This window comes from Kaistia defluvii, assembly GCF_026343955.1.
Classification (GTDB): Bacteria; Pseudomonadota; Alphaproteobacteria; order Rhizobiales; family Kaistiaceae; genus Kaistia; species Kaistia defluvii.
Map to the genome: position 1 here is coordinate 262,545 of NZ_JAPKNI010000002.1, position 15,111 is coordinate 277,655.

Annotated in this window: 11 protein-coding genes; 5 read left to right on the top strand and 6 right to left on the bottom strand. The window is 65.6% G+C overall.

Annotated elements, in window-relative coordinates:
• Positions 1-14: 14 nt before the first annotated feature.
• The 4 genes from OSH10_RS05675 (at position 15) to ligD (ending at position 6,475) form a co-directional block, all read left to right on the top strand.
• A complete protein-coding gene (locus tag OSH10_RS05675; protein ID WP_266330652.1) occupies positions 15-335 on the top strand; it encodes a hypothetical protein in 321 nt (106 codons plus the stop codon).
• Between the two features lie 70 nt (positions 336-405).
• Positions 406-2,667, top strand: a complete 2,262-nt coding sequence (locus OSH10_RS05680; RefSeq protein ID WP_266330653.1) for a N,N-dimethylformamidase beta subunit family domain-containing protein — start codon at positions 406-408, stop codon at positions 2,665-2,667.
• A 180-nt stretch (positions 2,668-2,847) separates the two neighbouring features.
• Positions 2,848-3,714 carry a non-homologous end joining protein Ku gene (gene ku / locus OSH10_RS05685; RefSeq protein ID WP_266330654.1) on the top strand — a complete coding sequence of 289 codons (867 nt, stop codon included), beginning with the start codon at positions 2,848-2,850 and terminating at the stop codon, positions 3,712-3,714.
• 1 nt (position 3,715) lies between these two features.
• Entirely contained in the window at positions 3,716-6,475 is a 2,760-nt protein-coding gene (ligD, locus tag OSH10_RS05690) for a DNA ligase D (RefSeq protein WP_266330655.1), read from the top strand.
• 182 nt (positions 6,476-6,657) lie between these two features.
• On the opposite strand, the gene OSH10_RS05695 is transcribed toward ligD, so the two are convergent.
• From OSH10_RS05695 to OSH10_RS05720, 6 genes are all read right to left on the bottom strand, one after another.
• The gene (locus tag OSH10_RS05695; RefSeq protein ID WP_407660676.1) at positions 6,658-7,599 is read right to left on the bottom strand and encodes a carbohydrate ABC transporter permease; all 942 of its coding nucleotides are present in this window, start codon (positions 7,597-7,599) and stop codon (positions 6,658-6,660) included.
• Between the two features lie 11 nt (positions 7,600-7,610).
• On the bottom strand, positions 7,611-8,726 hold the full coding sequence (locus OSH10_RS05700; RefSeq protein WP_266330656.1) for a carbohydrate ABC transporter permease: 1,116 nt from the start codon (positions 8,724-8,726) through the stop codon (positions 7,611-7,613).
• A gap of 183 nt (positions 8,727-8,909) precedes the next feature.
• A complete protein-coding gene (locus OSH10_RS05705; RefSeq protein ID WP_266330657.1) occupies positions 8,910-10,586 on the bottom strand; it encodes a type 2 periplasmic-binding domain-containing protein in 1,677 nt (558 codons plus the stop codon).
• 358 nt (positions 10,587-10,944) lie between these two features.
• Entirely contained in the window at positions 10,945-11,883 is a 939-nt protein-coding gene (gene rbsK / locus OSH10_RS05710) for a ribokinase (protein ID WP_266330659.1), read from the bottom strand.
• A gap of 13 nt (positions 11,884-11,896) precedes the next feature.
• Positions 11,897-12,352, bottom strand: coding sequence for an RbsD/FucU family protein (locus tag OSH10_RS05715; protein ID WP_266330660.1), 456 nt, complete (start codon positions 12,350-12,352; stop codon positions 11,897-11,899).
• Between the two features lie 254 nt (positions 12,353-12,606).
• Positions 12,607-13,404, bottom strand: coding sequence for an IclR family transcriptional regulator (locus tag OSH10_RS05720; RefSeq protein ID WP_266330661.1), 798 nt, complete (start codon positions 13,402-13,404; stop codon positions 12,607-12,609).
• Between the two features lie 128 nt (positions 13,405-13,532).
• Here OSH10_RS05720 and OSH10_RS05725 point away from each other — a divergent pair, with 128 nt between their 5' ends.
• Entirely contained in the window at positions 13,533-14,894 is a 1,362-nt protein-coding gene (locus OSH10_RS05725; protein WP_266330662.1) for an aspartate aminotransferase family protein, read from the top strand.
• Positions 14,895-15,111 lie beyond the last annotated feature (217 nt).

The following is a 15,111-nucleotide window of genomic DNA, read 5'->3' on the forward strand; positions in this document are numbered from 1 at the left end:
CAGGGGGAGTGCTCATGGTCTACAAGATCGATCCGGAGATAGATCGACACTACATCGAGGAGTTCCGGCAGAAGCCGATCGGCGCGCACAGCCCCGGCCTGCAGCGGCTTCTCAATACCATGCGCCACGACCCTTCCGGCAAGCAGGTGGTGCTGGTCTGCAAGCGCCCGTTCGAGGAATGGGTGCTGGGGCTGATGCCGGCCGATCGTCGCGAACCGATCGCGATCGAGGACGGACCCGTCTTCACCGACATCGAAGAGGCGGAATGGGAAGTCTTCCGTCGCCGCTGGCGCCTGCTGACAGGCGAAAGCATCAACCGGCCGCTTCGCGACTGACCCTTCCCGTTCGAATCGCCGATCGCTGCCACAGCGATCCCGTTTCCTGCGCCAATCCGGATTTCATTCCATGCTCAAGATCGTCGGCTATCCCGACCGCTACAGCGTCGCCCCGGGCGAAGAGATCGCCTTCAAGATTTCACTGGAGGAAGGCGAGACCTTCGAGGCGCGGCTGGTCCGCGTCGTCAATGGCGACTGCAATCCCGCCGGCCCCGGCCTGAAGTTTCCCCACATCCCGACCGAGATCGACGGCATTCACGCCGGCAAGCCGCAGCGCATCGACGCCGGCTCCTACATGGTGGCCACGGAACTGCCGGCGGTGGCCGCTCAGACCTTCTCCTTCCTCGGCTTCGTCTGGCCGACGATGCCCGGACGCGGCGAGCAGGTGATCGCGGCGCAATGGGATCCCGCGACCCAGGCCGGCTTCCAGATCGGCATCGGCGACGAGGGCCGGCTTTCGCTGACGGTCGGCGACGGCAGCGGCGGCACCGAGACGGTCCGCGTCGATCATCCGATGCTGGAGCGCCAATGGTACCAGATCGCGGTCACCTTCGATCCGCCCAGCGGCGAGTTCACGCTCGACCAGCGTCCGCTCATCCCCTATGCGGTCGTCCGCGACCATGGCCAGTATCGCGGCCGCATTCGCCTGGAAGTGCAGGCGCCGCCGGTCGCCTTCTATCTCGCCGGCCGCCCCGATAGCGACGGCACGGTCGGCCATCATTTCGATGGCAAGATCGACGGTCCGATCCTGCTTTCGGGTGTGCGCACCCATGCCGATCATGATGGCCTGCTGGCTGGCAGCGCGCCGCAGGACGTGGTGACGGCGCGGATCGCCCATTGGGATTTTTCCCGCGAGATCGAAAGCGTCAACGCCATCGACATCGGCCCGTCCGGCCGGCATGGCCGGCTGATGCAGATGCCGGCCCGCGCCATGAAGGGCCACAACTGGACCGGCGAGGAACAGGCCTGGCCGAACAAGCCCGAGCATTACGGCGCGGTGCATTTCCACCATGACGACATCTATGACGCGCAGTGGGAGACCTCGGTCTCGCTGAGCATCCCGGACGATCTGAAGAGCGGCGCCTATGCGCTGCATGCCTGGTCGGGCGACAGCGACGAGACCGCGACGCGCGAGACCTACATTCCCTTCTTCGTCCGCCCGCCGCGCGACAAGGCGAAGCGCGGCAAGCGCCCGCCCGTCCTGGTGCTGGCGCCGACCATGTCCTACCTCTCCTATTGCAACCACGCCGAGCACATCACGGCGCGCGGCGCGGAGCGGCAGATGGGCCGGCTGCTGACCTTCGGCCATACCGACCTCTACATGTACGACCACCCCGAACTCGGCGGTTCGCATTACGACACCCATGCCGACGGCTCGGGCGTCTGCTATTCGAGCCGCCTGCGGCCGAACCTCAACTTCTCGCCGCGCTATCATTCCTGGCTCGGCGGTCCCGGTTCGGCGCTCTACCAGTACAATGCCGACACGCATCTTTTCGACTGGCTCGACCACAAGGGCGTCGACTACGACCTGATCACCGACGAGGACCTGCACGAGGAGGGCTATGACCTTCTCGCCGATTATCGCATCGTCATCACGGGCACCCATCCCGAATATCATTCGACGGCGATGTGGGACGGGATGAAGGCGTGGATCGATCGCGGCGGCCGGCTCATGTATATGGGCGGCAATGGCTGGTACTGGCGCATCGGATTCCACAAGACGGAGCCCGGCGTCATCGAGGTGCGGCGCGCCGAGGACGGCATCCGCACCTGGGCGGCCGAGCCCGGCGAATATTACCAGTCGTTCAACGGCGAGTTCGGTGGCCTGTGGCGGCGCATCGGCCGGGCGCCGAACGTCATGGCCGGCGTCGGCTTCATCGCCCAGGGCTTCGACATCTCGACCTTCTACCGGCGGGCGCCCGACGCGGACCATCCGCGCGCGGCCTTCATCTTCAAGGATGTGCCGGACGAAATCATCGGCGATTTCGGCCTGGTTGGCGGCGGCGCGGCGGGCATCGAGCTCGATTGCATCTCGGCCAATCTCGGCGGCCCCCCCAACATGCTGCGGCTCGCCTCGTCGGACGGCCACAGCGCCATGATGATGCTGGTCAACGAGGAATTCGGCGTCGTGCCGCCCAATCTCGGCGGTGACCAGAACGAGCGCGTGCATGCGGATCTCGCCTTCGGCGAAACGCCCTCGGGCGGCGCGCTTTTCGCCACGTCGTCGATCGCCTGGTGCGGCTCGCTCTCGCACAACGACTATGACAACAACGTCTCGCGCATCACCTGGAACGTGCTCGAGCGCTTCCTGGACGAGACGCCGTTCGTCTAGGCGACGGGGCGGCGGAGTCTTGGCTCCGCCGTCATTCATCGGGGGCGGTGCCCCGGTCCTGGCCTCCACCGGAGAGACTGTGCGAAACCGGAACTGAATCACGCAATGGTCATTGGACTCTCCGTTCGCACCCCTTGCTAGGGTTGGCGGATCGTTCGGTGGTGCGTGGGAGTACGGAAGATGGCTCCAAGGGCTATATGGAAGGGCTACCTCAAGGTCGCCGAGATCCTCTGTCCGGTGGCGCTGCACACCGCCGCTTCGACCTCCGACCGGATCGCTTTTCACACCCTCAATCGCGCCACCGGCCACCGTATCCGGCGTCAATTCGTCGACCAGGATACCGGCAAGCCCGTCGAGGCCGACGAGCAGATCAAGGGCTACGAGATCGCCGCCGGGGAATATGTCGAGATCGACCCCGAGGAAATCGCCGCCGCGACGCCCGAAAGCGACAAGACGCTGGCGGTCGAGACCTTCCTGAAGCTGGATCAGGTCGACGATGCTTATTTCGATCGGCCCTACTACCTGACGCCCGCCGATAAGGCGGCCATGGAGGCCTTCGTGCTGATCCGCGACGGCATGCGCAGGAGCGGGGCCGTGGCGATTGCCCGCGCCGTCCTGTTCCGCCGCATGCGCAGCGTCTTGATCCGGCCCGATGAGGAGGGACTGGTCGCAACGACTCTGAGCTTCGACTACGCCGTTCGCCCGGCGCGCGAAGCGTTCGATCCGATCCCGAAGCTGAAGATCGAAGGCGAGATGCTGGAGCTCGCCAAGCACATCATCGAGACCAAGCGCGGCACCTTCGACCCCGCTGCCTTCGACGATCGCTACGAGGCGGCCCTGGCCGATCTGGTCAAGGCCAAGCTCGAAGGCAAGACCTTCAAGGCGCCGCCGCCGCGCAAGACCGCCAAGGTGGTCGACCTGATGGCGGCGCTGCGCGAAAGTGCAGGTGTGAAGGCCAAGGAGACCGTCCCGGCCAAGGCCAAGACCGCGAGCAAGAGCAAGACGGCGGCCAAGCCGGCGGCCGCGCCGCGCCGCAAGGCAAGCTGACATGGCCGCGCCGCTCGAAGTCTATCGCAGCAAGCGCGATTTCAAGGTCACCGCCGAGCCGGCGGGAGGCAAGGCCTCCCGGAGAGGCAAGGCGACGAAGGGTCAGGCAGCGGGGCATAGTTTCGTCATCCAGAAGCATGATGCGAGGCGGCTGCACTACGACTTCCGCCTGGAGATGGACGGCGTCCTGAAAAGCTGGGCCGTCACCCGGGGGCCAAGCCTGGATCCTTCGGAGAAGCGCCTTGCCGTGCATGTCGAGGACCACCCGCTCGAATATGGCGGCTTCGAAGGCACCATTCCGAAGGGCGAGTATGGCGGTGGCACCGTGCTCGTCTGGGACCGTGGCAGCTGGGAACCGGTCGGTGACCCGCACAAGGGCTACGCCAAGGGGCATCTGGAGTTCGAGCTTAAGGGCGAGAAGCTGCATGGCCGCTGGCATCTCGTGAAGATGCATGGCCGGCCCGGCGAGAAGCGCGAGAACTGGCTGCTGATCAAGGCGGAGGATGAGGCCGCCCGTCCTTCCGGCGCGCCGGATATTCTGGAGGAAATGCCGGATTCGGTGAAGAGCGGGCGCGCGCTGGAAGATGTCGAGGGCGAAGAGCCCGGCTGGTCGTCCAAGACCGGCAAGATCGAGCGCGACCAGGGCGAGGCGGACAAGGCCAAGCCCGCCCGCAACCCCCGGGCGAAGGCAAAGCCCGAGGCCCAGGCAAAGCCGGTGGTAAAGGCCAGGCCTTCGAGCAAAGCCAAAGCGCCGGCCAAAGCCAAGGCCGCCGTAAAGGAGGTTTCGGCAAAGACCGAACCGGCATCGGAGGGCGAAGCGGAACCCCCGCCGTCACTTCCGGACCCCGCCCAGTTCGAGGGCGCCAGGAAGATGGCCATGCCGGCCTCCATAGAGCCGGAATTGGCGACGCTCACTGACGCGCCGCCCGCCGGCGAGCGCTGGATCCACGAGATCAAGTTCGACGGCTACCGGCTGCTCGCGCATGTCGCGGCCGGACGGGTCAAGCTGCTCACCCGCACCGGCCTCGACTGGACCAAGAAGTTCGGCAAGGAGGTCGCCGGCGCGCTGCAGGCGCTGCCGATCGGCACGGCCTGGATCGACGGCGAACTGGTGGTCGAGACGGATGGCGGCGCGTCGGATTTTTCGGCGCTGCAGGCCGATCTGAGTGAGGGGCGCTCGGATCGCTTCGTGTTCTATGTCTTCGACCTGCTCTATCTCGATGGCTACGATCTTCGCGACTTGCCCCTTACCCAGCGCCAGCAACTACTGGCCCAGGTCGTGGCGCAGGCTGGGCCCTGCCTGCGCCTCAGCCAGCATTTCGAGGAGGAAGGCGCTGTGGTGTTTCGCCATGCGAGCCGGCTCGGCCTCGAAGGCATCGTCTCCAAGGTCGCGGATTCACCCTATCGTTCGGGTCGCAGCAAGAGTTGGCTGAAGACGAAGAGTTCGAAGCGGCAGGAATTCGTCATCGGAGGCTATGTGCCGTCGACGACCTCGCGTCGCGCCATCGGTTCGCTGGTGCTGGGCGTGCAGGAGGGCGGCGCGCTTCAGCATGTCGGCCGCGTCGGCACTGGCTTTTCCGCGAGCGTGGCGGAGGATCTGTTCAAGACGCTCGAAAGGATGCGGACCAGCGAAAGTCCGTTCGGCTCGCCGCTCACGACGGAGGAGGGGCGAAAGGTTCGTTTCGTCCGGCCGGATCTGGTTGCCGAGGTCGAGTTTCGCGCCTGGACGGCGGATGGTCATCTCCGCCATGCTTCCTTCCGCGGCCTGCGCGAGGACAAGCCGGCCGTCGAGATTACCCGGGAGACCGCTGCCATGGATGAGAAGCCGGCGAGCAAGAAGAAGCCTGCGCGGGGAGAACCCGCGCGCTCAACCGTCAAGCTGACCCATCCCGACCGCGTGTATTGGCCGGATGCGGGGGTCACCAAGCAGGGGCTCGCCGACTACTATGCCGAGATCTGGCCCTCGATCGCGCCCTATATCACCCACCGGCCCCTGTCATTGCTGCGCTGTCCGAGTGGCATCACGGGCGAGCAGTTCTTCCAGAAGAACGCCTGGAAGGGTCTGAACGAGGCGATCGTGCTGGTCGACGACCCGTCGACCCGGGACATCGAGCAGTTGATCAGCATCGAGGATCTCGACGGGCTGACGGCGCTGGTCCAATCGGCCGTGCTCGAAATCCATCCCTGGGGCTCGACGCTCGACGCCTGGGAGAAGCCGGACATGATCATCCTGGACCTCGATCCCGGCGAGGGTATCGACTGGCAGGCCGTGATCGACGCGGCGCAGGAGGTTCGGCAGAGGCTGGCCGATGCGGGGCTCGACGCATTCGTGAAGACATCCGGCGGCAAGGGGCTGCACGTCGTGGCGCCGCTCGCGCCCAAGGCCGAATGGCCCGAGATCAAGGCCTTCACCAAGGGGCTTGCCGACGCGATGGCCTCCGACAGCCCGGATCTCTACGTCTCGACCATCAGCAAGGCCAAGCGCCCCGGCAAGATCCTGATCGACTATCTGCGCAACCAGCGCGGCCAGACGGCGGTGGCGCCCTATTCGACCCGTGCGCGCCCTGGCGCGCCGGTCTCAGCGCCGCTCGCCTGGGAGGAATTGAGCCCGGCGATCGGGCCGGCCTACTTCACGGTTCTCAACATGCCGACCCGTCTAGCCTCGCTCGGTACCGATCCCTGGGCCGACTTTCGCAAGGCGGCCAAGCCGCTGGAGATCGCTCCGGCCGGCAAAAAGAAGGTCCGGGCGCCCAAGAAGTAGCGTCGGTTTCTTGGAGGTGTGGCTGGGTAGCGAGACCCTCACCCTAACCCTTTCCCGCGTGCGGGAGAGGGGATCGAGCTGCGCTGGATAAACTCGCATTTGGGGAAGCCCGCCGACCGAAAAGCCCTCTCCCGCGCGCGGGAGAGGGTGGGGGTGAGGGACCTTGCTTGAAGCTCGCTTGGCTACTTCACCGCGCCGGCCGTCAAGCCCTTGACGATGTAGCGCTCCAGGAAGATGCCGACGATGGCGAGCGGCGCGATCGCGGCCGTCGAGAGCGCGGCCATCGACCACCAGTTGATGCCCTGCGATCCGGTCTGGCTCGCCACCATCACCGGCAGCGTGTTGGCGTTGGTCGAGGTCAGCAGGGCGGCGAAGAAATACTCGTTCCAGCAGAGCACCACCGACAGGATGAAGGCGGCGACCATGCCCGGCAGCGAGATCGGCAGCACGATGCGCATGAACGCGCCCCAGGTGGAGCAGCCGTCGACGAGGGCCGCCTGTTCGAGCTCGACGGGAATGCCGCGGAACTGGTCGCGCATGATCCAAATGACGATCGGCAGCACCATCAGCGTGTAGACGACGATGAGGCCGATGCGAGTGTCGAGCAGCGCCAGTTCCTTGTAGAGAACGAGGAACGGCATGGCGAGCACGACGGGCGGCAGGATCAGCTGCGACAGGAAGAAGAACGAGATGTCGCGGTTGCGCCAGATCGCGAACTTGTAGTCGAAGCGGACCAGGCCGTAGGCGGCGAGCGAGCCGAGGATGACGGCCAGCAGCGAGGCGCCGATCGACATGATGGCCGAGTTCAGGAAGCGCTTCATGAACTCTTCGCGCACCGTGGAGGTGCTGAAGATCGTATCCGGAGACAGGCCGATCGAGCGCCAGCCACGCCAGTCGGGCGTGTAGTCGTACCAGGGAATCATGTGGCCCTGGGTGACGTCGACGGCGACCTTGAACGACGTCGTGATGGTCCAGTAGATCGGGAACAGCGCGATGAAGGTCCACAGGATCAGCAGCGTGTAGATCGCCACCTTGCCGGCGATGCGCTTCGAATTGCTGACGAGCTCGCTCGGCGGTTCGCGGTAGGCTTGATAGCGGGGGGCCATGGCGTTTTGTGCTTTCATGCTCGTGGCCATTATCCGGTCACCCGCTTCATCCAGCGGCTGGAACCCCAGAGCAGCAGGGCGATGAACAGGGCGATCAGGATGAAATAGAACTCCGCCACCATGGTGCCGTAGCCGACATTCGAACGGTCGCGATATTCGCGGAAGATGAAGCTCGATACGGTGTCGGTCGAGCCGCCGGGCCCACCCGAGGTCACGGTGATGACGATGTCGGCCAGCTTCAGCTGGAAGATGACGCGGATGATGATGGCGGTGATCGAAACCGGCAGCATCAGCGGAAAAACGATCTGCCAGAACGAGCGCCAGCCATTGGCGCCGTCAACCTTGGCTGCCTCCATGATTTCCTTGGGCAGCGCCTGCAGACCGGCGAGCAACAGGATCATCACGAACGGGATCCAGACCCAGGCATCCATCGCCATGATCGAGAAGCGGGCGATCCAGGGCGAGGCGAAGAATGCGGGGCTCTCCCAGCCGAGATGGCGCGCGAGGGTAGCGGCAGGGCCGAAGCGGTATTCCATCAGCGACTTGCCGACCATCCAGCCGACGGCGACCGGGCTCAGCATGAAGGGCATCAGGAAGGCGACGCGGAAGAATTTTCGCGCGCGGATTTCGGCGTTGAGGAGAAGCGCCAGGCCGAAGGCGATGGCGTATTGCAGCAGCACCGCCAGCACATAGAAGCCCATGTTGCGCAGCGCGTTCCAGAAATAGCCGTCGTTCATCAGCGCCCAGAAATTGGCGAGGCCGTTGAACGAGCGGCCCTCGAACGACGCGAGGTTCCAGTCGGTGAAGGCGATGTAGAGGCCGGCGATGGTGGGGAAGATCACCACGGCGACGGTGAACAGGATTGCCGGCAGTACGAACAGCGCCCGTTTGCCGCCCTCGCCACGGATCATCACCTGGCCGACGCCGAGGGCGACGCCCCAGGCGAGATAGGCGTAGAGGACCGGACGCCAGTTGGCGAAGCCGGTTTCCGTCTGGCCGGCGGCGTACAGAATCTGGAACAGGACGATGGCGGCGAGCGCGAGCGTCGCCAGCGTGATCAGCCACTTGCCCGCCGCGCGGCGCGCGGGCGGTATGTCGTGCGTGGCGATCAGGTCCTGCGGCGCGGCAACTTGGGACGTCTGCATAGAGGTTTGCTCATCAATGAACGTCGCGGACGACGCTCCCAGAAAAAACCGGCTGGCGACGCATTCGCGCCGCCAGCCCATTACGTTCCGCTGGCATGTCCGCCGGCTTGCGGCCGATGGACGGTCTCCCGGCCCTGGGGCCGAAGAACCGCCTGCTGGCCCCGGAGCCGGCAGGCGCCAGGCTTAGCCGCCGAGCGAGGCCTTGTAGAGCTCGATCTGCTTGTCGCGGCCGATCTGATCGGTCAGTTTCTCCCAGGCAGCGGCGATCCTGTCGGCGCCTTCCTGGGCGGTACCCTGACCCGCGAAGGTCTTGGCCAGTTCGTCCTCGGCGATCGAGTAGTACTGGAAGATGCCGGGGATGCGCGGCTCAATCGCCGCGTTGGGGTGATTGTAGCTGTCCTTGTTGGCATTGAGGTAGGCGGTGATGAACGCCTCGTCATAGCCGGCAGCGACCCATTCCGGAATGTTGAACTGGCTGTTCCGGTAGGGCTGGAAGCCCGAGGGATAGGCCGACATCCAGAGTGCGATGTCCTTGCCGCCGAGATGGGCGGCAGCGGACCAGGCCGCCTTCTTCTTCTTCTCGTCGGCGTCGACGCGCGCCATGACATAGACGCCCCAGCCAAGGAAGGCCATGTTGGGCGCATAGTTCGGGCCGGAGGCGAGCTTGTCCCACTGGCCGGTCTTGGCGTTGTAGACGTCGTCCGAGCCCGGCAGGATCGAGAAGCCGGTGACGTCGCCGACGACCGAGGTGTCGCTGGTCTTGGCGTTGGAGCCGACGTCGCCCCACCAGGAGACCATCGAGCCGGTGCCGCCCAGGAACTGCTGGAAGGCGGTGGTGTTCGGGTCCGCGTTGATCTGGTCGGCCGGCTCCGAGGGCAGCGCGTCGATCACGTCCTGGATGGCGCGCACCCAGGCCGGATTGTTGATGCGCGGCTTCATCGTGTCGGCATCGAAAAGCCAGGCCTTGTCGTCGGGATGCTTCGCATAGCCGGTGGCGCGGCTGCCGAGGAAGTAGAAGCCGAAACCGCCCCAGGCCTTCGGCGCGTCGAGATAGCCATAGAGGTCCTGACCGCCGAGCTTCTTGCCCTTGAGGAACTTGGTCGCGGCCTGAACCTGCTGCCAGGTCTTCGGCACGCCCCACTCGCCCTCATGGCCTTCGTCCTTCCACGCCTTGGCGAGGTCGGCATCGGCGAACACGTCGGTCCGATAGTTGAAGGTGTGGCAGTCGCCGTCGATCGAGACGCGATAGGTCTTGCCGTTCCAGGTGCCGACCGGCGCCTTGAGGTAGCCGACATAGTCGTCCATGTCGATCTGGGCCTTGACCCAGTCCGGCATCTCGGAAGCGAGACCCTTGCCGCAGACGTCGCCCTCGAAGGGAGCGCCCATCTCGATGACGTCGAAATCGACGGTGCCGGTGGCAATCGACTGCTGCAGGCGGGCGTTATAGTCGGCCTGGGCGAGGTCGATCCAGTTGATCTTGGCGCCGGTATAGGCCTCCCACGGCTTCAGGAAGCCGCGGAACAGCATGTTGTGCAGGTTCTGGTTGTTGAGCCCCATGAAGGTCAGCTCAACACCGGCGAACTCGCCTTCCTTGACGTTCTTCTTGGTCGCGTCGAGCACCATCTCGCCGACCTTCTGCCAGTCGGCATCGGTGGGCGAACCCTTGCCGACGCCGGGAACCGCCAGAAGCTGGGCGCGAAGGTCGCCGGCCTGCGCCATGGCGGGCTGGGCGAACAGGCTGGCGCCGCCCATGCCGAGCGCGCCGGTCGCGGCGAGCGCGCCGAGGCCGGCGGCGCCCTTCAGGATGCCGCGGCGGCTGGCCAGCCACTTCGAATGCTGTTCGTAGTCCTGCGTCTTCATGAAAATCCTCCCGATTGAGACGACGTTTCGGTGATTGCCGCTGCTGGTGCCGGACCGTTGGACGGTTCATCTGGCGAGCGCGTGCATTCACCTTCCTCCATGCAGCCTCGCGGCGGCACAATTCCCGATCTGGCCGGCGTTGCGCGAAGGATGCGCCTGCCGGGCTGGGCAACAACAAAAGCGGCAATCGCAGGCGGCGTCAACGGGTAAGTTTTTCTTCCTTGCATTTTGCTTTTCATACATGAAAAAAGCAAAAAGTATGGAAGCAATACTATCTGCCTCTGCGATATTCAAAGATTGCTGCTATCTTCGCTTGCTCGGCGCCCGTGCGGACTTCACAGGTGCCGGATCTGCCGCCTCATGCACCGCTCGCCTGAAGCAGGTCTTCGACCTCGGCCCGGTAGGGCATCGAGGGCGCCGTGCCCGCGCGCGTGACGGAAATGCCGGCAACGGCGCAGCCGAAGCGCGCGGCGGCGACCGGGTCCGCGCCGCCCGCCAGCGCCGCGGCGAAGCCGCCATTGAACGCATCGCCAGCGCCGGCTGTCTCGACGACCGGGCCGGCGTTCACGGCCGGGATGTGAATCGAGCCGCTGCGGCTGTGCAGCAGCACGCCGGCTTCGCCCAGCGTGATCAGTGCCGTGCCAACGCCCTTGGCGAGAAAGGCGTCGCCAGCCTGGCGCGCACTGGCGAGGTCCGTGACGGCGATGCCGGTCAGCAGCGCCGCTTCGCTCTCGTTGGGCGTGACATAGTCGCAAAGCGCGTAGAGCGCGTCGTCGAAGGCTTCGGCGGGGGCCGGGTTGAAGATCGTCACCACGCCGGCGGCGCGGGCGATCTCGAGCCCCCGTCGGGCGGCCTCGACCGGCTGCTCGAGCTGGGTGATGAACACCGCAGCCGTGCGGATCCCGTCCGCCGCCGCCTCGACATCGCCGGCGCTGATCGTCGCCGCGGCGCCGGGCACAACGATGATCGCGTTTTCGCCCGTCGCGTCGTTCACATAGATGAAGGCGGCGCCGGTCGGCTGGTCCGTCATCTCGGTGACCTGGGCGGCGATGCCCTCGGTCCGCCAGGTGTCGAGGGCCACGGCGCCGAATGCGTCCTTGCCGATCTTCGACAGGAAAGTGACCGGTGCGCCCGCCCGGGCCGCCGCGACGGCCTGATTGGACCCCTTGCCGCCCGGGCCCATCTTGAAGCCGGAGCCGGCGATGGTCTCGCCGACGGCCGGCATCCGGCCGGCACGAAACGCGAGGTCCGCCACGAAGATTCCGAGAATGGCGACGCCGCGCCTCGTATCCGTCATGTTGCGCCTCCGCCTAGCGCGCGTCGGGCGGAATGACGCCCTTCTTCAGGATGAAGCAGCCATAGAAGCGGCGCTCGCCGGTCTGGATGACGCAATAGGCGTTGCGGGCGCGCTCGTAGAAATCGAAGCGTTCGACCGAGCCCATCGGCCAGGAACGGCCTTCGGCGGCGTCGATCTCGGCCTGTACTTCGTTCTGCACGTCGGGAAGCTGGTCGGGGCTGCCGACGATCTCCATCCGCAGTGCCGGCTGGTCGACGAAGCTGTCGAGCGGCATGACGGAGAGGATCGCGCGCGCCGCCTCGGCGGCCGAGACATTGTCGATCCGCAGCAATTCGCCCAGCACGGTTTCGCGGGCGACGGAGTCGGCGGGAAAATTGGTGTCGCAAATGACGAGGTCGTCACCATGGCCCATCGCCCTCAGGGCGTACAGCACGTCCGCGTTCAAAAGCGGGTCGATCGATTTCAGCATGAGTCCCTCCGTTGTCCGTCCGTTCGCGTGAGCAGATCTTGGCGTCGCCGACCGGCCGGTTACCGGGCCACTCTAGCGTGACACGAGCGGCGGCGGGAATGGCCAGAACGCTGATTCTGGCCCGACTCCGCCCTCCGATGCACAAAAAGAATCGCGGCTTTCCGCGCGTTGGAGCACGTTCGAGCGCGGTGACAGGTACGATCCACAAAGGAGCGCAGGGCCGCTCGGCGAGGCCGGCGATGGCGTTGGCGAGTTCAGTCCGTCGCCAGCCGCTCCAATTGCGATGAGGCGAGCTTCTGCGAGATCTGCGCCGTCGCTTCCTGAAGCCTGGCGATGAGGCGCGGGCGGATCTCCGCCGTGACACGACGCTCGGGCGCCGAGATGCTGATCGCCGCGACGGGATAGCCGGTCTCGTTCAGGATGGCGACGCCCATGCACATCGTGCCTTCCTCGTTCTCGCCGATCTCGATGGCGACGCCGGTCGCCGCCGCCTCGACGAGCTGCTTCTCGATCGTCTTCAGCTGCGTGATCGTGCGCAGCGTGCGCTGCGGCAGCGCGTCGGAGAGCAACTGCGTCCGTTCGTCGAGCGGCAACTGCGCCAGGATCGCCTTGCCCAGCGCGGTCGAGTGCACGGGATCGCGGCTGCCGATGCGCGCCTGCATCCGCAGCGCGCGGGTCGATTCGATGATGTCGATATAGACGACGTGGTTGTCGGCCAGCACGGCGAGGTTGGTCGTCTCGTTGAATTCGCGGTTGATCTCGGTCAGCGCCGGCAGCGCGCATTCGCGCAGCCTCTGGATGCTCTTGTCGGCAGTCGCCAGCGCGCGAAACCGGATGCCCACGCTGTAGCGGTCGCTGTTCGGGTCATAGGTGAGGAAACCTGCGGCGCTCAACGTGCGCAGATAGCGGAACACGCTGGTCTTCGGCAGCCCCAGTTCGCTGGCGATCGTCGTCAGCGAGGCAGGATGGCCTTTCTGTGCAATCGCATCCAGTACCTTGAGGGCCTTCAGGACGGGCCCCACAAGATAACGCTCGTCCGTTTCCGTGCTCATTGCCGGTCGTCCCATTCTCGCTTCCGCCGCGCGGAAACTAGCTTTTTTCCGCCACGCGAAACAAGCGCTCGTTTACATGAAACGGACCTTCTGGCTTGGTGCTGGCATACCAAGCAGAGGAGCTAGCGTTGACCATCCACAACCAGGCGGCCAGCACGTCCACCGAAACCGCCCAGTCGTCCAAGCCGTTGACCTTCGAGCGTTCCGCGGAGGAGATCTGCCGCAATGCCCAGTGGATCGCCGGTGGCGTCAACAGCAACTTCCGCCTGAACATCTCGCCGACGCCGCTCGTCTTCGAGAAGGCGGAAGGCCCCTATCTGTTCGATGTCGATGGCAACAAGCTCATCGACTACTACCTCGGCATGGGGCCGATGATCCTCGGCCACAATCCGAAGGCGCTCACCGACGCCGTCACCGAGCAGATGCGGCACGGCATCCTGTTCGGAGGCCAGTCGAAGGTCGAAGTCGAGGCCGCGCGCCTCGTCTGCGAGATGGTCCCCAGCGCCGAGCGCATGCGCTTCGCCTCGTCCGGCTCGGAAGCCGACCAGGCCGCGCTGCGGCTAGCGCGCGCGGCCACCGGACGCCAGGTCATCATCAAGTTCGAAGGCCATTATCACGGCTGGTTCGACAACGTCCTGTGGTCGACCGCGCCGCCGCTCGACGCCGCCGGCCCGGCCGACAAGCCCGTGCCCTTCGCCGGCAGCAAGGGCCAGCTGCCGCAATCGGTCGAGGGTCTCGAAGTCCTGCCCTGGAACGATCTCGCGCTGCTGCAGCAGCGTCTCGCCAAGGGCGACGTCGCCGGCGTGATCATGGAAGCGACGATGTGCAATGCCGGCGCCATCCATCCGGCGCCCGGCTATCTCGAAGGGGTGCGCGAGGCCTGCACCAAGGCCGGTACGATCCTGATCTTCGACGAAGTCATCACCGGTTTCCGTCTCGGCGCCGGCGGCGCGCAGGCCCATTTCGGGGTCAAGCCCGACCTCTCCACCTTCGGCAAGGCGATCGCCAACGGCTTCCCGGTCGCGGCCATCGCGGGCCGCGCCGACCTGCTCGACATGTTCGTGTCCGGCGGCGTCGTGCATGGCGGTACTTACAACTCGCAGCCCCTGTCCATGGCGGCGACTGTGGCGACGCTCAAGTCGCTGACGCCCGAGCTCTATGCCACGATCGGCCGCAACGGCACGCGGCTCATGGAAGGCATGCGCGCCGTTTTCGACAAGGCCGGCGTCAAGGCCGTCGTCACCGGCTATCCGCAGATCTTCCACGTCGCCTTCGGCCTCGATGCGCCGGCGCATGACTATCGCGATCTCGCCCGCTCCGACAAGAAGGCCTACGTCGCCTTCACCACGGCCCTGCTGCAACGCGGCGTTCGCGCGCTCGAGCGTGGCGCCTGGTTCATGTCGGTGACCCATGACGAGGCCGTCGTCGACGCCACTTTGGCAGCCGTCGAGGGTGCTGTGAGCGAACTGAAGGGGCAGGGTATCCTTTAGGTTGTAAAGCGCGGCGGTCGTGAAAAATTCCACCACGTGAAACGATGCCGTCTTGCTTTGCGTCCATCCGCAGGGGACGTTGTGCGCCGCAGCTTCGAAACTGCGGCGCAGAGAAACGGCGTCAAGCCGCACCCGCGCCAGCAAAATCGAGAGTGAAATTTTGGGTAGGCGAAGTTTAATTCGCCACGCAATCTTATCCATTCGCGGCGCGGCAGGG